This is a genomic window from Ornithinibacillus halotolerans (assembly GCF_014637405.1).
Lineage (GTDB): Bacteria > Bacillota > Bacilli > Bacillales > Amphibacillaceae > Ornithinibacillus > Ornithinibacillus halotolerans.
In genome coordinates this window covers 16,018-33,611 of sequence record NZ_BMEY01000023.1, presented here as the reverse complement: position 1 = coordinate 33,611, position 17,594 = coordinate 16,018, and the positions used below count along the sequence as shown (strand labels likewise).

The window sequence follows — 17,594 nt, the reverse complement described above, 5'->3', positions numbered from 1 at the left end:
TCATTACAAAATTAGGATTTTCTCCCTAATAACTAGTAAAAAAGTACAAAAACTTATTCTAAGTTAATTTTCTTCCAATTAAACAATTTACCTGGATCAACTTTTCTACCTGCAGCATAATCTTCATGACCAATGATATGAAATCTGTCATGCCGAATACTCGGGTAACGATTTATTAAGTCCGCTATTAAAATTTGAAGAGATTTATATTGTTTTTCCGTAAAGCCAATATGTTGTGGATTTATTGAATCAAATATTTTTTCTGGTATGAATGTCGTCATTTCCTCTTTCGTCCCGATTCCCATTATCTCAATCCCAATCGAAAAGTCATTCATTGAATGGTCAATAAATGGAGCTTGGGGTAAACTACTTCTCCCCGCATGATAAGCGACACGGTCATCCGATACGAATTGGAATATAGTCCCTTCTCTGTCTATGACATAATGAGTAGAAAGGCCATATTCCAACAATAATAAATAAATATCAGTTATGTTATACGGTGACTCAGGCTTAGCAACAATATTACTAATCGAATGGATTACAATATGAGTAATATTCTCTGTTCTCGGTTCCGAGTTTAAAATTGGCAATAAAAATTCATGACTTTGTATTACATGATCATTTCCTTTTTCCTCGACTGCATTCATCGTAGGCATCAATAGTAAACTCAATATCAACATACTAAGCATTAGTACCACTCCACTCTTATAGGTAATGATGTAACAAAGATTTCTTTTGTGATTCACTTTCAAAAGGCGTACAATGTTCAGGAGGAAAGGAGATTTACAATGAACATTAACTATCCACTACCAGATGAAATAATACGTATTTTACAAGAAAATAGAAACAAAACGAATAAATACCAACATCTTATCCGTCCAGGTGGATATATGCCACCACATATCGATTTACTTATAGATGCAATCACAGCACTTAGTCTAGGTAAGAACATACTCCTTAAAGGACCAACTGGTGCAGGGAAAACAAAATTTGCAGAGACTCTATCCAACTTGTTTCAGCAACCTATGTTTAGTGTGAACTGCTCTGTTGATTTAGATGCAGAAAGCTTGTTAGGATTTAAAACATTATCCTATCAAGGAGAGAAACAAATGATAGAGTTCGTTCCAGGTCCTGTGATTAATGCGATGACTAATGGTACTTTCTTATATATTGATGAAGTAAATATGGCTAAACCAGAAACATTACCATTAATTAATGGTGTGCTTGATTACCGTAGAACAATTACTAACCCTTTTACAAATGAGATTATTACTGCTAGTGAGGGATTCGGAGTTATTGCTGCAATAAATGAAGGCTATATTGGAACCGTTCCATTAAATGAAGCATTAAAAAACCGCTTTATCGTACTTGAAATTCCTTATATAGAAGGAGCACAACTAAAACAATTAATCGAAACAAACTCAAAATTAAATGACGAAACACTAACTAATTACTTTGTGAAACTATCTTCCGATTTAATTGAAGCTGTTACGCAAGGAAAATTATCAGAAGATGCGGCATCCATTCGGGCATTATTAGATGCATGTGACTTATCCGTGTATATTCCTCCAAAGCGAGCAGTTTTACGTGCCATTGTTGATAAGTTAGATGAAGATCGGGAAAAAGAATTTGTATTAAATTTAGCCGAGACTTATTTTTAGGAGAATTTTTCCTACTAGATCAGTTTAGTTAGGAGGAATAACAATGAAAGTTTTTAATGATGCAAGAGTTGATACAGGAGTTTTTCTTCAACTACAAGACCTTGCTACTGTTCTATCGGGAATTCGCGACTTAAAATTTGAATATAATTTTGGTTCACTTGTTGACCTTATTGAAAATAAACTTACCGCAAGTAGATTTTGGGATAATACGAATGATGCAATAAAGGAACCTGGTTTAAAAACGGATGTCTACTTACGAGCAATTGGTACGATGAGATATTCCAGTATTCCGGTGATGAAATCTTTTTTACCAACAATTTCTGAAACCGGTGTACCTAATTTTGCCCATGCCTTATTCACTCTTTTAGAGGATCTTCGGTTAGAAGAGATTATTAAACATCAACGTCCGGGAACCTTCCGAGCATTCTCAATTCGACGACAAGCTTATCGGCACTTTTTTAGCTCCCAATTAGTTGTTAATGCAACAAGGAACTTTCCATTAGATGAACTTTTTTGCTTAATTTACTTACAATTGACAGCGGAAAGCCCTGATCCAACTTTTCCTAAAGCAAATGAAAAACAGATTGAGAAGTTAGAGGAAATTAGACCTTTTCTATTTTCTTTATTTGAGGCAAAGGATACACGTGAGATAGCGAATATCGCGGAACAAATTATTTATCGAACAAACGATTATAAAGACACCATTAATGAATATTTTGTTTTTCCAATTAATCACATTGAACAATATGAGAAAAACACGTTATTTGATGAACTCACTAGGACAGACCCCCTTGCAAATAAAGATATGCAAGATTTTGATAAGGATAAAAGTGAATACTTTGATCAAGAATTCTCTACTTGGCATCGAGAAAACAAAAACGAAAACCGCAGACAGAACTTTCTTCAATTTGAACTAGAGCAAGGTACAAACACTAGCATGTTAGGTGGTGGTGCTCGGGAAACAGAAGAAGGTGACCAAGCAGTTGCCTCCATTCAAGGTGCGAGTGGTCAAAGTAAACAAAATGATTATTCAAAAATGGAAGCATTGGAAAAAGACAATTCATCCCGTTCTGGAGGCAATGCGGATGAATTCGGAGAAGATAATAAAGATGCAGTAATAATAGAGAAATTGGCAAAAGTTCCTACAAAAGAAGATATTTTGACATACGAAGGGTACGTACATGATATTGAAGCATACAAACGGAAATTAGCAAAAACGATTGAAAAAACTATTGAGCATAAGAAAAATGAACCAAGAAGTGATCTTGTATTTGGCCGCTTATCAAAAAAACTATTACCAATTGTATTAGACGAAAACCCAAGAGTATTTTATAAGAAAAATGAGGATTCTAACGAATTTGATGCTATATTTACTCTATTAGTTGACTGCTCTGCATCGATGCACAATAAAATGGATGAAACAAAACGAGGCATTGTGCTTTTCCATGAAGTGCTAAAACATTTACATATCCCGCATTCCATAATTGGATTTTGGGAAGATGCAAATGAAGTAACAAAAGATTATCAACCAAACTATTTCCATCGCATTCATTCTTTTTCAGATTCACTTTACCAGCAAAATGGACCAAAAATTATGCAACTAGAACCAGAAGAAGATAATCGGGATGGATTTAGTATACGAGTAATTACTAAAGAACTGGAAGCAAGAAGAGAGAAGCATAAATTTCTATTAGTTTTCTCAGATGGCGAGCCTGCTGCTGCTAACTATGACCAAAATGGGGTTGTTGATACAAACCTTGCTGTTTCTGATGCACGTAAAAAAGGAATTGAAGTGATTGGGATGTTTCTAGCGAATGGAGAAATTGAAGAGCGAGAAGATTCTATCATGCAAAATATTTATGGTAAAGAACGAGTAATGATTCCAAGTGTAGCTCAATTACCAGAACATTTTGCACCACTTCTGAAGAAATTGTTATTGAAGACGATTTAATACCAATTAAAAATTTGAAAAGATAAAAAGACGAAATTTATTTTCGTCTTTTTAATTTTAGTTAGATATGATGTTTTACATAAAAAATTCACTTGGATATTCAACAATTCCATCCGCTTCGTGAAGCGCATTGTCACTAAGTTCAATTGCCATAAACGCTTCCTCTGCCACTTCAAAAGGTGCTTTAATTCCCCATTTAGCCGCACGTTGAAAGCCAAATTTTGGATAATAGTCTGGATGTCCTAATACAATGACTGAATCGAATCCGAGACTTTTTGCTTCTGCTAATGCATAAGTTATGAGTAAACTTCCTATACCTTGATTTTGACATTCTGGTAAGACAGAAACAGGAGCAAGGGCTAAGGACGAAAAAGATTGATGATTGTCTTTTTTTATTTTTATCTTTGTTAAGAGAATATGTCCTACAATCTTGTTATTCTCTATATTAGTAGCAACTATTCACATTCATACTGGAAACTTCTCTGATGTTTAATCTTTTTTCTGTTTAATCTGTTCACAATAGGCCTAAACTATCACCTATTTTTCCCCTTTAGAATAACATATACCATGTTTCTATTATTGGGGAGTGACGAGAAAAGTGTATTATTTTAGAAATTACATGTATATTCCTGGCAATCCATATTGGGTGGCTCCAAACCTTCAACACTCATATTCTTATCCGGTTGGACAACAATATGTGCCTTCTGGATATCCCATGCAACAACAAATGAATCCTACCACACATTGTATCACTCAAGCAGAAGTGGACTATCGAAATGACAATAGAAGTCTTTGGGAAGAACACGTTGCTTGGACAAGAATGGCCATAATTAGTTTAACATTTAACTTGCCAGATATTGATGAGGTCCTTGCTCGACTTCTAAAAAATGCTGTCGACATGGGGAATATGATTCGTAGACTTTACGGGGATGAGGTTGCAACTACTTATAGTAGATTAATTCAGGAACATCTCCTAATTGCTGCAGACCTTGTGAAAGCTGCACTGAGAGGAGATTCAAAAGCAGCACTAAGAGGAGATTCAAAAGCAGCAGAAGAAGCCGAGCGTAAATGGTATCAAAACGCTGATGAAATTTCCGAATTTCTTAGCCAAGTAAATCCATATATTTCGGAAAGTGAATTTAGAAAGATGTTTTATGAGCACCTAGAACTTACGAAGCAAGAAGCGATTCACATGATTAACAAAGAATATAAAAAGGATATTGAAGTTTACGATCAGATAGAAAAACAAGCACGTGAAATGGCAGATGCAATTTCCGATGCTATGGTAAAACATTATCCGAATATGTTTTGAACAACGAAAAAGCTGAATCAACGTGTCTTGGAACCATTTTGATTCAGCTTTATTAATTGATATAAAAAAGTGTAACTTTTTCCATATCTCATCCGTATTAAAATTAAGTAATCGAAAGGGGAATGCCAATGGATACTTACGGTTTTGGTGGAGGAATAGGTTTTGACTTTTTTCCAATTATATTTGGTATTGTATTTATCATTATTTTAGGTACGATTGTAGTATCTATAGCTAAAGGGATTGGACAATGGAGTAAAAATGAACAATCTCCAGAGTTATCTGTGCCTGCTATTGTTCGGTCTAAACGGATGAATGTTTCTCGTTCCCATCACCATCATCACGAAGATCACCACCATAGTCACACAACATCTTCTACTACATACTATGTTACCTTCGAGTTCAACAGTGGTGACAGAAAAGAATTTAGAACAACTGGTAAAGAGTATGGTCTACTCGCAGAAAATGACACTGGTATTCTTACCTTTAAGGGAACAAGATACCTTGGATTTGAACGGGAAAGTAACACCACAGAACTATAAACTCGAAAGCTACTAGATAGTCCCCTCCCTTACTTTCAGTGCGCTATCTATGTAGCTTTATATGCTAGTCTAGAATTTACACGTCAAACTCCCAGCTCTTTAATAATTGCTTAATAGATTCTTCCAATTCATCTTCTCTAATTCCAGCAAATCCTAGTAGAAAGATAGGGCGAGGATTCGCTTTTTTATCCATTCTATAATTTGATAGTGGATAAATTAAAATGTTAGCTTCCTTTGCTTTCTTTACCAATTGATTCTCACTCATCCCATTTTCCACATTTAATACAACATGAAAACCAGACAAGTCACTAACTACTTTAATTTTTTCTTCATATGGCTTTAGAACAGCTAATGTCTTTTCCATTTTTCTTCGATATACCTTCCGCATTCGATTAAGATGTCTTTCAAACTCTCCTTCTTTCATGAAATTAGCAAGAATATGTTGATCGATTCTTGATACAGAACATTGAAAAAAGGATAGCTTTTTTCGATACTGCTCCATTAATTGTTTCGGGAGTACCATATAACTAATTCGTATCGATGGTATGAGCGATTTAGAAAAAGTTCCGAGATATATCACTTTGTCCGCCTGATCCATACTTTGTAAGGATGGGATGGATTTACCACTATAACGAAACTCACTGTCATAATCATCTTCAATAATATATCTATTTTCTCTACTAGCTGCCCAATTTAATAATTTTATTCTCCGGTTAGCTGATAGGACAGAACCGTATGGAAAATGGTGGGAGGGTGTAACATACAGAACGTCAACTGGAGAATTATCCAATGAGTTTACTTTAACTCCCCTATCATCAACCTCTAGCGCTCTTACTTCATTAGGATAATGTGCTAATATACGTGAAATGACATGGTAACCAGGATCCTCTACGCCATAGACTGCATCATTACCTAATAAAAGAATTAATTGCTGTAACAAAACCTCAATCCCAGCCCCAAGAATAATCTCGTCTGGTGAACTATGTACTCCTCTTGCTTGGAAGAGATAATTAGCAATTTCTTCACGAAGGACAAATTCTCCTTGCCTATCTCCCATTAATAACAAGGATTGATTTTCGTAAGCAATAATATTTTTTGTTTGTTTCTTCCACTTTGCAAAGGGGAAGTTTTCTGTGTCAATTCTGCTTGGATGAAAGTCATATCGAATTTTTTCTTCCTTTTTCTTAGGTTGTTTCTCTACTTTACTCGTTCGAACATACTCTAAATCCTCATAAGCTAACACAAAATATCCTTTTCTCGCTATTCCTTCAACATAACCTTCCGCAACTAATTGTTCATAGGCTTGCTCTACTGTATTCTGACTTATCTTCAAGAATTCAGATAGTCTGCGTTTAGAAGGTAACTTTGCTCCATATGGAATATTTCCATTCATTATTTCTATCTTTATATAGTCATATAGCTGTTCATATAATGGCATCTCACTTTCGCGATTTAGATGACATGCTAGCATTTCCATCATTCATAATCTCCTTTACTGGCATTATCAATTTCTACAAATCTGGCACTTTTGATAATGCCAACTACTACTTATAATAAAATAACAAGCTAATAAATCAAGCATATAAATCGATTGGAGTGTTTCTATTGGGAAATCTAGTAAAAACAATTAGAGATAATAAAGGATTTGTACAAATGCAAAAGGGTGGCGTTATTATGGATGTCATCAATGCAGAGCAAGCTAAGATCGCTGAGGCTAGTGGTGCTATTGCAGTAATGGCTTTAGAACGTGTGCCTTCGGATATCCGTGCTGCTGGAGGAGTTGCTAGAATGGCAGATCCCCGTATCGTAGAAGAAGTAATGAATGCAGTAAATATTCCAGTTATGGCAAAAGTCCGAATTGGACATATCGTTGAAGCACGTGTACTTGAAGCAATGGGTGTCGACTATATTGATGAAAGCGAAGTACTAACACCAGCTGATGAAGATTTTCATATATTGAAGAGTGAGTATAATGTTCCTTTTGTGTGTGGGTGTCGTGACTTAGGAGAGGCAGCACGAAGAATCGGAGAAGGTGCTTCTATGGTTCGGACAAAAGGAGAACCAGGTACTGGAAACATTGTAGAGGCTGTTCGTCATATGCGTAAAGTGCAAGCACAAGTTCGAAAAGTTTCATTAATGAATGACGATGAATTGATGACAGAGGCAAAAAATCTAGGAGCACCTTATGAAGTTTTAAAACAAATTAAAGAGACTGGTAAATTACCTGTCGTTAACTTTGCTGCGGGTGGAGTTGCAACACCAGCAGATGCTGCATTAATGATGGAGTTAGGTGCAGATGGTGTCTTTGTTGGTTCAGGAATTTTCAAATCAGAAAATCCAGAAAGATTTGCAAATTCCATCGTTCAAGCTACAGAAAATTATAACGACTATGATTTAATTGGAAAACTTTCAAAAGAACTTGGAGCAGCGATGAAAGGGATTGATATTTCCAAATTAAGTGCGGAAGAAAGAATGCAAGAGCGTGGATGGTAAAAGCAACAACAAAATCTTTCTCGTTAAAAAATAAAGTATTAATATTAGAGCTAAAGGTGCCCAAGGACAGTTCCTAAATAGGAGTTGCTTAGGTACCTTTTATTATTTTTAATAATTATCATATTTTTATTGGAAAAGTTAAGTAAACGAATTAAAATTATTTTAATAATATTAAAGGGAGTAAAAACATGACCAATTCACCTAATATCATTCTCACAGGTAATAATGTATTTACAGGTACTACTACTTATCCAAAGTGTGCTGCAATATTAATTAACGATAATAAAATAATTGATGTTGTCGATAAAGAATTAGTTAATGATTATCTAACTCCTGAAACAACACTATATGACTTCGGTGATAAGTTGATTATGCCTGGTTTCCATGATTTCCATATTCATCTTTTATTAGGTAGTATGCTTGAAAATAGTGTAGACCTCACGGAAGCTAAATCGGCTTCAGAGGCTGCTAAAATGGTTGAAGAATTTGCTATGAAAAACCCTGACCTTCCACTAATAATTGGAAGTGGTTGGGATGATAATAGTTGGACAACGAAAGAGTCCGTCCATAAAAAACATCTAGACGAAGTCGTTCCAAATCGCCCTGTCATCTTATATCAAGCAGAATTTCACAGTGTATGGGTGAATAGTTCAATGTTACATGTAGCTGGGATAACATCAGAAACAGAGAATCCCGAATTTGGTGAAGTTGTTATAGATGAAAATGGTGAACCATCTGGCTTGTTACTAGAACATGCTGTCGGACTTATCACGAAAGCTATGCCGATGGACCTTCATCAAAAAGAGAATTTACTAGAACAATTCTTAAATAAAGCTGCTCGTTTTGGAGTTACTTCTGTCCATGATTTACTTCGATTACCTGAAATGAGTACGGAAGAAGCTGCAATATACAGAGACTTCGAAAAGAGAAATAAACTAACTACACGAGTTCACTTTGTTGCTCCACTGAATGGGGATGTTGAGGAAGCGAAGCATCTTCGAGACAATTATCAGTCTAATATGGTTCAATTTTCTGGGTTTAAACAATTCATTGATGGTGTGATTACTAGCTATACAGCCTACTTACTGCAGCCATATTCGAATAAACCTGAAACTTCTGGTGGGACAGTATATTCAGAAGAAGACATTAAGAAATGGACTATCGAAGCCGATAAGGAGAATTTCCGCGTTCGTTTTCATTGTGTTGGAGACAAAGCAGTTAAATTAGCCCTTGATAGTTTTGAAGAAGCACAGAAACAAAACGGTGTACGTGATTCGCGACATGCGATTGAACATATCGAAATGATTCGTGAAGAAGATATTGCACGCTTTACAGAACTTGGAGTACTAGCATCTATTCAGCCAGAGCATATTAACGGTTCTTCCTATGAAGTATTTGAAGAATTAATCGGTGAAGATAGAATGAAGCTATATATGTTACAAAAAACTTTACAAGATGTTGGCGCACAGCTTGTCTATGGTAGTGACTACCCGGTAGTCGATCTTAATCCGCTACCTGGAATATACCGAGCAGTAACGAGGCTCGATGATAACAAAGTAGAGTGGAATAATGGTGAAAATATTTCATTATCTGAAGCGTTAAAAGCCTATACTTATGGACCAGCTTACGGTTCGTTTCGCGAACATGAATTAGGCACGTTAGAAGTTGGAAAATTAGCGGATATTATTGTACTAGATCGAGATTTATTTTCTGTTCCTTCAGAGGAAATAAAAGATGCGAATGTTGTCTTTACAATGGTAGATGGAAAAGTAGTTTATCATTCAAATATTAAGTAATTCATGCAAGCCAGTTTTGCTAGGCTGGCTTGCTTTTTTACAAGATATTTTCCACAAATACTTGAATAATTATAGCTAATGTAACGATACGTAAGATTGGTTTTATATAGCTCGGTTTTAATTTTTCTGCTACTCGCACTCCTATTTGTGCACCAATAACAGATCCAAATAGAAGGGCAATTGTTAGCCCCCAGATTATTTTTCCAAATGTAATATAAATTGTCGCTGCACCTATACAGCTTGAAAAAGTAGCTAAGCGAACATACCCAACTGCTCGAATATAATCTATCCTCAAATAAGCAAAAAGAAATAACATTAACGTCCCTTGCCCTGGTCCAAATAACCCATCATATATCCCAATTCCATACATCCCTGGCAAACTAATTTTATTCATTTTTAATATATTTCCACCTGTAAAATTCCGCTTTCCAATCATCGAAGTAACTAATGCAAACATAAGCAAAAAAATGGCAATGATAGACAACAGTTCTCCTGAGATACGTGTTGCAATATATCCCCCACTAAGACCACCTAGGATGCTGACTGGAATAATCCAATAACATTCCTTCAGGGCAATTTTTTTATGCCTTAACAAATGAAAAAAACTAGAGAAAGAACTAACAGTATTTGATACTTTATTTGCCCCTATTGCTGAATGAATTGGTATTCCTAATAAAAGCATTAGAGGCAAACTAATTAATCCTCCTCCACCTGCAATCGTACCTAATGTAGTTGAGATGATTCCTGTAAAGAAGATGATTAAATACTCCATCTGTAACACCTCCTATATTTAGTATAGTGCAGCATTAATATAAGTAAAAATACTATATTATTATCAACATTGATAAATAATAATTATATAGTTTATGAATGGGAATGTACTAGTTGGTGAATGAATAATAAAAACGAGGACAAGAATGGAGGTACTGAAATGGGTGCAATTGAACGAAGTGGATACCGATTCGAACCCGAATTTAGTGTAATTGAACAAAATGGAGCAGTTCACGTCTATCATAAGGGAGATTTTGTGGAAGAGATTAAATTTACTTTCACAGGAAAATATCCTTTAGTTGATAAAATCGAGGAATTAGTTGATGAGTACTGTAATGAAAAAGGGTTGTAGAGAGTGTAATCTAAACTGTGTAAGTAGAAGAGCGTACGGCTTCTACTTGGCAGTTTAGATTTTTTTTATATTCCCATAATGGAAGTATAAGGAAACGGAGGAATTTATATGGCGAAAATTAAGCGTGATCCTAAATCAGTAGAACTAGCTAATAGAATTATTGAAGAGTATCAACCAGAATCTGTGGAAGACATGCAAAATGCACTTAAGGATATTTTCGGACCGATGTTCGAATCTATGTTAAAGGGTGAAATGAATCACCATTTAGGCTATAAATCAAATGATAAAGGCGAAAAAGAATCTTCAAACAGAAGAAATGGATACGGTAAGAAACTGTTACACACCAGTTCTGGAGAGGTAGAAATTGCTACCCCACGTGACCGGGATGGATCATTTGAACCACAACTTATCCCTAAGCGCCAAAGGGATGTTTCAGCTATTGAGGATAAAGTTATTTCGATGTATGCTCGCGGCATGTCACAGCGGGATATCTCATTAACCATTGAAGATATTTACGGTTTTTCTGTTTCTCATGATATGGTATCGGATATAACGGATTCGGTGATTCCTGAGTTAGAGGAATGGCAAACCCGTCCACTAAGTAATTGTTATGCTTTCTTGTTTGTAGACTGTATGTTTACAACGATTAGGAATGAATATGAAACCAAGAAATATGCTGTTTACACGATTCTTGGCTATACAATGCAAGGCAAAAAAGATGTTCTTGGCTTGTGGTTAAATGAAACTGAAAGTAAGCATAAATGGATGCAAATATTTGATGAGATTAAGGCAAGAGGTGTTGAAGATATATTCTTTATTTCTATGGATGGTGTAAGTGGATTAGAGGAAGGTGCCCGTGCTATTTTCCCAGAAGTAACCGTCCAACGATGTATGGTTCATTTGATACGTAACTCTATCAAATATGTTCCAAGCAAGGATTACAAAGCCTTTACAGCCTCATTGAAAAAAGTGTATGGTGCTCAAAGTCTTAAGGCCTGTCAGAGTGCATTTGAATCGTTTAAACAACAATGGTCGGCATATCCAGGCGCCATTAATGTGTGGATAAGGAACTTCAATCATGTGGAACAGCTATTTGAATATGGAAGTGCAATACGAAGGATTATGTATACAACCAATGCGGTTGAAAGCATCCATTCAAGCTTTAGAAAGGTAACTAAGAAAGGGGCATTTCCCAACGATACAGCCCTCTTTAAAGTTTTATATTTAAGGGTAAAAGAATTAGAAAAAAAGTGGGAAGGTGGCCACATTCAAAACTGGTCTATGGTGATGAACCAACTATTGATTCATGAGGGACTAGAAGAAAGGGTACACAAATATATATAAGATAGAAATTAGATCTCGTACCACGAACGCCACCATTGACTTTGCTTTTGTCCGTGTTGTTAGAATCTTCGCAGGATGGTCAAAATAAAGCCCTGTGGGGCAATCCTGCTTTAAATTGTAACACGGACAAATCAATTCTAAGTATTCGCTGGCGGGGCCCCGACCCCTTCCACCGAATACTAAGAATCCGGCGCTGTAGTCAATGGTGGCTAGCTGTGACACTTAATTTATCGTTCGAACATTTGTCGAAAAGTGGTTTCCATTCATGAATAGTTGGTTAAAATATCAATCAATAATAATTAACTTACACACTTTATTTGACAAACCCGGGTTGTAGGATTATCTTTGAATGCAACCTTGACTTGAGTTCCCCTTAGATTTATGAAGGGAGTTTCATCTGCTTCTTATGTTAATTTTCTCTTCATCAGCTTTATGAAGGAGAGTTTCCATGCTTTTTCTAACAACTTTATCCTTCATCAACTACATGAAGAAGATTTCAAAAATAAATTGCCCTTCATTCGATCAAATGAAGGGCAATCCATTAAGTTCCTCATACTATCTTATAATTTTTATGATTAACAACTGTTTTGATTGGTTCGTCTCGTACTTTATTATGTCCAATCTCTACAATGACTGAATTTTCTCGAACGATAAGTACTTTACCTTTCTTACCTTTATTTTCTCCGCCTACTATTTCAATTGTGTCGCCTTCATTTGCTTTTTTTGCTTCTGCCATAGCTTAAACTCCTTTGATTACTATTTACATATGTACTAGTATGACTCTCCGTACAATTTAAGATTCACTAATTTTGAAAAGAAAATTGCCTGGCCACATTTACACCTTTGCTATCTTATCACAACTGTTTATTTATATCTAATCCTTTTTTATAATAAAGATAAAAAAGGGCAGTGGAGTATATCGATCACTCTAATGCCCTTTATGCTAGCTCTTCATCTTTTTCTTAAATCCAATGATAGCAATGATAAATATAATTAATGTATAAACAAGTACCCATAAGGAAGGAACTAGTATTTCACTATATTCCCCCTTCAGTGCAAACCTTGTACTATCCACCGCATGAACAAATGGAAGTGCATATGCAATCTTCTCAAATAATCCACCTATCATATCAAGAGAGAACCATGTACCACTTAACCAGGCTGATGAATTAACAAATATAGCAAACAAACCTCCAACTTGTTTATCAGTAAAAAATGTTCCTAGTAATAATCCAAAACTAATGTATAAAAGTGCATTAAAAAGAAGAACGATTATAGCTACTAAAACATTCCAATCAAATTGCAGGTCTAATACAAATGCTGTGATAAAACAAACAATAATTTGAATGAATGCAATAATAAATAATGGAATGGTATAGCCAATCATGTATTCTGATGATTTTAATGGCGAAACAAAAATCCGCATTAATAAAGAACTACTTTTATCCTTTCCTAAGAGCATTCCTGAGAATAAGGTTAAAAAAGAAAAACTAAAAACAATGACACCTGGAGCAAGGTTTTCTATTCGGTATAATTCCATTGGCATATTTCCTTGCATGATTGTAAAGAGCCACATAATAACGATTGGAAGTCCAATACCAAAAAGTAATGTCAGCGGATCACGGATTATTTCTTTTTGATTTCTAGAGGAAAATGCGACAAATCTCATTTTACTCCCTCCTCAGTTAACGAAAGAAAAATATCTTCTAGACTATCCATTTCCATCTCACTTTTCAGTTCATTAGCAGTCCCTAAAGCTTGTAATTTTCCTTGATGCATAATCCCAATTCGATCTGCTAAGGATTCTGCTTCATCTAAATAATGAGTTGTCAAAATCACCGTTACTTTTCCTTTTAACTGTTCTAATATATTCCACAGTTCACGGCGTGCCCTTACATCTAATCCAAGTGTTGGCTCATCTAAAAATAAAACTTTTGGATTAGAGATGAGTGCCATTGCAATACTTAAACGTCTCTGCCATCCACCTGATAATGTTTTGGCTTTTGTCTTTGCTTTATCTAATAAACGAAACTGCTCCATCATGTTCTTTGCCAGTTGTCTCGCCTGCTCTTTATTCGCACCATAGATTCTCGCTACAAATTCCAAGTTTTCCTTCACCGTCAAATTTGGTGCAATCGCTGTCTCTTGTGGGGATACATTTATCTTCTGTTTTACAATATGAGGACTTGTAACGACATTATCCCCGAGTAATACAGCTTCCCCGCTTGTTGGTGTTAACAGACATGAGAGCATTTTAATCGTTGTTGTTTTCCCTGCACCATTCGATCCTAGTAAAGCGAAGAATTCCCCTTGTTTAATTTCCAGCGTTAACTGGTCGACTACCACTTTTTCCTTATAAGACTTGGATAGATTCTTTAACAATACTGCCATTTACACTCCTCCTTTTGCCTGTTGAAGCACGGCATTAATCTCCTCGATATCCTTTTTTGACTTCACATATTGAATCCAATAAGTTATCAAGTAAGCTCCAATAAAATTTGCAAGTAGAATAATGACACCTATTATGGATTGTGGCATCCATAATAGAATAACGATTGGTAGCCAAACAGCTCCTGTACCGATTAAATGAACAATATATTGCTTTAGTAAACTCCAACTTTCAATATCAAATATGAAAGCACCTAGGGCAAGACCAACACCAATACATCCTGTTAGGAAAAACTGAGCTAACACCGCGGTTACTTCCGATGAGAATAAAGAACCAAATTCCTCCGTTGTAGACAAAAACTCCCCGTCTCCTATTAATACCGAAATTACTAATTGCGTAATTTGTCCTAACGTTACTCCGATAATAAAACCCATACTAATTCTGCCGAGTATTTTTTGTATCATTATTCCCACCTCAAATCCCAAATTGTTTTTTTATTTTCGGTACATAGCGACGTGATGTATAGGTTTTGATATTCCCTGTTAATAAAACTCCTATCGTTCCTGATAAGCTGATATCCATTTTTTTAATATGATTCTTATTTATAATTTCTGAATGGGAAATCCGAACAAATTGCTCTTGGTCTAACTCCTCTTCTAACTCATATAACCGCATTTTTATTGCATATATTTCTTGGTCAACTTGTACAAAGACTTTTTTATTTTCCGAATAGATTCGAATGATATCATCTGCCTCTATAAAAATTGCTTCACTCTCCGAAAAGACTGTTAACTTTTTAGTGTCGGAAATCCGATTCATTATATTTTTAACTTCATTGGTAATTTCTTTTGTAATTATGATGATTTTTGGTTCATCATAAGCTGCATCTAGTTTCACTTCGATATTCAATTTTCTCTTCCTCTCCCCATTAAATTAATATGTATCCATTCCTATGTAAATAGGTTTAAGACAGTCGGTCTAATCTAGGAGACAAACGGTATTATTTGTATAATTAACGACCTGTATATTATTAAATATAGCGTAAAAAATAACTTCATCATACCCATTAGGAGGTAATTATGAAGGCTGTCACGTATCAAGGAAAATATGAAGTTGCAGTGAAAGATGTAGAAGCACCGAAAATACAAGATAAAGAAGATGTAATTATTAAGATCACATCCACTTCCATTTGTGGATCTGACTTACATTTATATCAGGGGAACTTTCCTTTACCAATCGGTTATGTCATTGGTCATGAACCAATGGGAATTGTCGAGGAAGTTGGCCCAGATGTAACAAGCGTAAAAAAGGGAGATCGTGTGGTCATTCCATTCACAGTTTCTTGCGGGAAATGTCATTACTGTTCACATGATTTAGAAAGTCAGTGTGATAATTCAAATCCACATTACGATTCTGGTGGATACTTCGGCTATTCGGAGAAATTTGGGGATTATCCGGGTGGACAAGCAGAATACCTACGCGTACCATTTGGAAACTTTACTCCTTTTAAAATACCGGATGACTGTGAATTAGAAGATGAATCTTTATTATTTTTATCTGATGTTTTACCAACTGCTTATTGGAGTGTTGTCAATGCAGGTGTGAAAAAAGGGGATACGGTTATCGTTTTAGGATGTGGGCCAATTGGTTTAATGGCACAACAATTTGCATGGCAGCATGGAACTGAACGAGTAATTGCTGTGGATTATATACAGGATCGACTTGACCATGCTAAGAATATGAATAAAGTAGAGGTATTTGATTTTACAAAAGATGAAGATATGGGTGAAACTTTAAAAGAGATAACAAAAGGTGGCGCTGATGTCGTTATTGATTGTGTCGGAATGGACGGTAAAAAATCCCCTGCTGAATGGGTCGGACAAAAGTTAAAACTTCAAGGTGGAACACTTGGACCTATACAAATCGCAACAAAAGCTATTCGTAAAGGTGGAACGTTTCAAATTACCGGGGTTTATGGTGGCCTTTATCAAATGTTTCCATTAGGAGCTTTCTTCTCTCGAAATATAAACATTAAAATGGGACAAGCCCCAGCCAGACACTTCATGCCACACTTATATGACCTGATTGTTAAAGAAAAAATCGATCCAACTCAAATAATTACCCACCGCTTACCATTAGGAGAAGCATCACACGCCTATAAAATATTCAATGGCCGGGAAGATAATTGTATTAAGGTGGTTTTGAAACCATAGTATAAGTATGTAGCAACCGAGATGAATGTTTATCGTTCCCTCGGTTGTTTTCATTTTTAATAATGGATTTAGTACCGTGATATGGGTTCTCTCGGCATTTATTCTTACAATTTCATTGAATATCTACCGTAATAAATGCTCTCACGGTTGACTTTAGACAAATCTCTGAACTAACTACCGTGATAAGGCCTCTCTCGGTAGCAATGCTATCAACGGCAGGAACTTTCTTCCGTGATACTGCTTCTCTCGGCAGTATTTCTATCAACGGCATGGGGTTTCTTTTGTGATACTACTTCTCTCGGTAGCATTCTAATCAACGGCTGGGACTTTTTTCCCTGATAAGGCTTCTCTCGGTAGCAATGCTATCAACGGCTGAGACTTTCTTCCGTGATAAGGCTTCTCTCGGCAGTAATGCTATCAACGGCAGGAACTTTCTTCCGTGATAAGGCTTCTCTCGGTAGTAATGCTATCAACGGCAGGAACTTTCTTCCGTGATAAGGCTTCTCTCGGTAGTAATGCTATCAACGGCAGGAACTTTCTTCCGTGATACTGCTTCTCTCGGTAGTAATGTTATCAACGGCATGGGATTTCTTCCGTGATACTGCTTCTCTCGGTAGCACTCTAATCAACGGCTGGGACTTTCTTCCGTGATACTGCTTCTCTCGGTAGCACTCTAATCAACGGCTGGGACTTTCTTCCGTGATACGCCTTCTCTCGGCAGTATTTCAATCAACGGCAGAGACTTTCTTCCGTGACACCGCTTCTCTCGGCAG

The 17,594-nt window shown here is 35.9% G+C and carries 18 protein-coding genes and 1 pseudogene; 9 read left to right on the top strand and 10 right to left on the bottom strand.

Annotated elements, in window-relative coordinates:
* Window positions 1–53: 53 nt before the first annotated feature.
* Window positions 54–680 (bottom strand): N-acetylmuramoyl-L-alanine amidase, encoded by a 627-nt coding sequence (locus tag IEV35_RS17285; protein WP_229740793.1) that lies wholly within the window; start codon window positions 678–680, stop codon window positions 54–56.
* Between the two features lie 108 nt (window positions 681–788).
* On the opposite strand from IEV35_RS17285, the gene IEV35_RS17280 reads away from it, so the two are divergent.
* Window positions 789–1,661: an AAA family ATPase gene (locus IEV35_RS17280; protein ID WP_188385899.1), complete on the top strand. Its 873-nt coding sequence runs from the start codon at window positions 789–791 to the stop codon at window positions 1,659–1,661.
* Window positions 1,662–1,704: 43 nt separating this feature from the next.
* Complete coding sequence (locus IEV35_RS17275; protein ID WP_188385898.1) at window positions 1,705–3,612, top strand: vWA domain-containing protein; 1,908 nt, start codon at window positions 1,705–1,707, stop codon at window positions 3,610–3,612.
* Window positions 3,613–3,687: 75 nt separating this feature from the next.
* Here the strand turns inward: IEV35_RS17275 and IEV35_RS17270 are convergent.
* Window positions 3,688–4,050 (bottom strand): annotated as a pseudogene (locus IEV35_RS17270) (GNAT family N-acetyltransferase); the annotation flags it as partial.
* Between the two features lie 181 nt (window positions 4,051–4,231).
* Here IEV35_RS17270 and IEV35_RS17265 point away from each other — a divergent pair.
* Complete coding sequence (locus IEV35_RS17265; protein ID WP_229740792.1) at window positions 4,232–4,924, top strand: hypothetical protein; 693 nt, start codon at window positions 4,232–4,234, stop codon at window positions 4,922–4,924.
* A gap of 128 nt (window positions 4,925–5,052) precedes the next feature.
* Window positions 5,053–5,463: a DUF2500 domain-containing protein gene (locus IEV35_RS17260; protein WP_229740791.1), complete on the top strand. Its 411-nt coding sequence runs from the start codon at window positions 5,053–5,055 to the stop codon at window positions 5,461–5,463.
* A gap of 76 nt (window positions 5,464–5,539) precedes the next feature.
* Here IEV35_RS17260 and pdxR read toward each other — a convergent pair whose 3' ends face one another.
* Entirely contained in the window at window positions 5,540–6,940 is a 1,401-nt protein-coding gene (gene pdxR / locus IEV35_RS17255; RefSeq protein ID WP_188385896.1) for a MocR-like pyridoxine biosynthesis transcription factor PdxR, read from the bottom strand.
* Window positions 6,941–7,068: 128 nt separating this feature from the next.
* Between pdxR and pdxS the strand changes: the two genes are divergently transcribed.
* Window positions 7,069–7,956 carry a pyridoxal 5'-phosphate synthase lyase subunit PdxS gene (pdxS, locus tag IEV35_RS17250; RefSeq protein ID WP_505797951.1) on the top strand — a complete coding sequence of 296 codons (888 nt, stop codon included), beginning with the start codon at window positions 7,069–7,071 and terminating at the stop codon, window positions 7,954–7,956.
* Between the two features lie 188 nt (window positions 7,957–8,144).
* A complete protein-coding gene (locus tag IEV35_RS17245) occupies window positions 8,145–9,752 on the top strand; it encodes an amidohydrolase (RefSeq protein ID WP_188385895.1) in 1,608 nt (535 codons plus the stop codon).
* A gap of 37 nt (window positions 9,753–9,789) precedes the next feature.
* Here the strand turns inward: IEV35_RS17245 and IEV35_RS17240 are convergent, their stop codons facing one another.
* Window positions 9,790–10,524, bottom strand: coding sequence for a sulfite exporter TauE/SafE family protein (locus IEV35_RS17240; RefSeq protein WP_188385894.1), 735 nt, complete (start codon window positions 10,522–10,524; stop codon window positions 9,790–9,792).
* A gap of 159 nt (window positions 10,525–10,683) precedes the next feature.
* On the opposite strand from IEV35_RS17240, the gene IEV35_RS17235 reads away from it, so the two are divergent.
* Together IEV35_RS17235 and IEV35_RS17230 are read left to right on the top strand one after the other, a co-directional pair.
* Window positions 10,684–10,875, top strand: coding sequence for a YbxH family protein (locus IEV35_RS17235; RefSeq protein WP_188385923.1), 192 nt, complete (start codon window positions 10,684–10,686; stop codon window positions 10,873–10,875).
* A gap of 108 nt (window positions 10,876–10,983) precedes the next feature.
* The gene (locus tag IEV35_RS17230; protein ID WP_188385893.1) at window positions 10,984–12,219 is read left to right on the top strand and encodes an IS256 family transposase; all 1,236 of its coding nucleotides are present in this window, start codon (window positions 10,984–10,986) and stop codon (window positions 12,217–12,219) included.
* Between the two features lie 550 nt (window positions 12,220–12,769).
* On the opposite strand, the gene IEV35_RS17225 is transcribed toward IEV35_RS17230, so the two are convergent.
* From IEV35_RS17225 to IEV35_RS17205, 5 genes are all read right to left on the bottom strand, one after another.
* Window positions 12,770–12,955, bottom strand: coding sequence for a DUF2187 family protein (locus tag IEV35_RS17225; RefSeq protein ID WP_188385892.1), 186 nt, complete (start codon window positions 12,953–12,955; stop codon window positions 12,770–12,772).
* Window positions 12,956–13,162: 207 nt separating this feature from the next.
* Window positions 13,163–13,888 carry an ABC transporter permease gene (locus tag IEV35_RS17220; RefSeq protein ID WP_188385891.1) on the bottom strand — a complete coding sequence of 242 codons (726 nt, stop codon included), beginning with the start codon at window positions 13,886–13,888 and terminating at the stop codon, window positions 13,163–13,165.
* Entirely contained in the window at window positions 13,885–14,610 is a 726-nt protein-coding gene (locus tag IEV35_RS17215; RefSeq protein WP_188385890.1) for an ABC transporter ATP-binding protein, read from the bottom strand. The genes IEV35_RS17220 and IEV35_RS17215 overlap by 4 nt, the downstream gene beginning before the upstream one ends.
* Window positions 14,611–15,072, bottom strand: coding sequence for a DUF3021 domain-containing protein (locus tag IEV35_RS17210; RefSeq protein ID WP_229740790.1), 462 nt, complete (start codon window positions 15,070–15,072; stop codon window positions 14,611–14,613).
* A 10-nt stretch (window positions 15,073–15,082) separates the two neighbouring features.
* Entirely contained in the window at window positions 15,083–15,517 is a 435-nt protein-coding gene (locus tag IEV35_RS17205; protein ID WP_188385889.1) for a LytTR family DNA-binding domain-containing protein, read from the bottom strand.
* A 170-nt stretch (window positions 15,518–15,687) separates the two neighbouring features.
* Here IEV35_RS17205 and IEV35_RS17200 point away from each other — a divergent pair, with 170 nt between their 5' ends.
* Entirely contained in the window at window positions 15,688–16,821 is a 1,134-nt protein-coding gene (locus tag IEV35_RS17200) for a zinc-dependent alcohol dehydrogenase (protein WP_188385888.1), read from the top strand.
* A gap of 112 nt (window positions 16,822–16,933) precedes the next feature.
* On the opposite strand, the gene IEV35_RS20235 is transcribed toward IEV35_RS17200, so the two are convergent.
* Window positions 16,934–17,086: a hypothetical protein gene (locus IEV35_RS20235; RefSeq protein ID WP_229740789.1), complete on the bottom strand. Its 153-nt coding sequence runs from the start codon at window positions 17,084–17,086 to the stop codon at window positions 16,934–16,936.
* Window positions 17,087–17,594: the final 508 nt, after the last annotated feature.

Coding starts and splice junctions, on each gene's coding strand:
- IEV35_RS17285 (WP_229740793.1), bottom strand. CDS start 680: ATGTTGATATTGAGTTTACTATTGATGCCTACGATGAATGCAGTCGAG.
- IEV35_RS17280 (WP_188385899.1), top strand. CDS start 789: ATGAACATTAACTATCCACTACCAGATGAAATAATACGTATTTTACAA.
- IEV35_RS17275 (WP_188385898.1), top strand. CDS start 1,705: ATGAAAGTTTTTAATGATGCAAGAGTTGATACAGGAGTTTTTCTTCAA.
- IEV35_RS17265 (WP_229740792.1), top strand. CDS start 4,232: ATGTATATTCCTGGCAATCCATATTGGGTGGCTCCAAACCTTCAACAC.
- IEV35_RS17260 (WP_229740791.1), top strand. CDS start 5,053: ATGGATACTTACGGTTTTGGTGGAGGAATAGGTTTTGACTTTTTTCCA.
- pdxR (WP_188385896.1), bottom strand. CDS start 6,940: ATGGAAATGCTAGCATGTCATCTAAATCGCGAAAGTGAGATGCCATTA.
- IEV35_RS17245 (WP_188385895.1), top strand. CDS start 8,145: ATGACCAATTCACCTAATATCATTCTCACAGGTAATAATGTATTTACA.
- IEV35_RS17240 (WP_188385894.1), bottom strand. CDS start 10,524: ATGGAGTATTTAATCATCTTCTTTACAGGAATCATCTCAACTACATTA.
- IEV35_RS17235 (WP_188385923.1), top strand. CDS start 10,684: ATGGGTGCAATTGAACGAAGTGGATACCGATTCGAACCCGAATTTAGT.
- IEV35_RS17230 (WP_188385893.1), top strand. CDS start 10,984: ATGGCGAAAATTAAGCGTGATCCTAAATCAGTAGAACTAGCTAATAGA.
- IEV35_RS17225 (WP_188385892.1), bottom strand. CDS start 12,955: ATGGCAGAAGCAAAAAAAGCAAATGAAGGCGACACAATTGAAATAGTA.
- IEV35_RS17220 (WP_188385891.1), bottom strand. CDS start 13,888: ATGAGATTTGTCGCATTTTCCTCTAGAAATCAAAAAGAAATAATCCGT.
- IEV35_RS17215 (WP_188385890.1), bottom strand. CDS start 14,610: ATGGCAGTATTGTTAAAGAATCTATCCAAGTCTTATAAGGAAAAAGTG.
- IEV35_RS17210 (WP_229740790.1), bottom strand. CDS start 15,072: ATGATACAAAAAATACTCGGCAGAATTAGTATGGGTTTTATTATCGGA.
- IEV35_RS17200 (WP_188385888.1), top strand. CDS start 15,688: ATGAAGGCTGTCACGTATCAAGGAAAATATGAAGTTGCAGTGAAAGAT.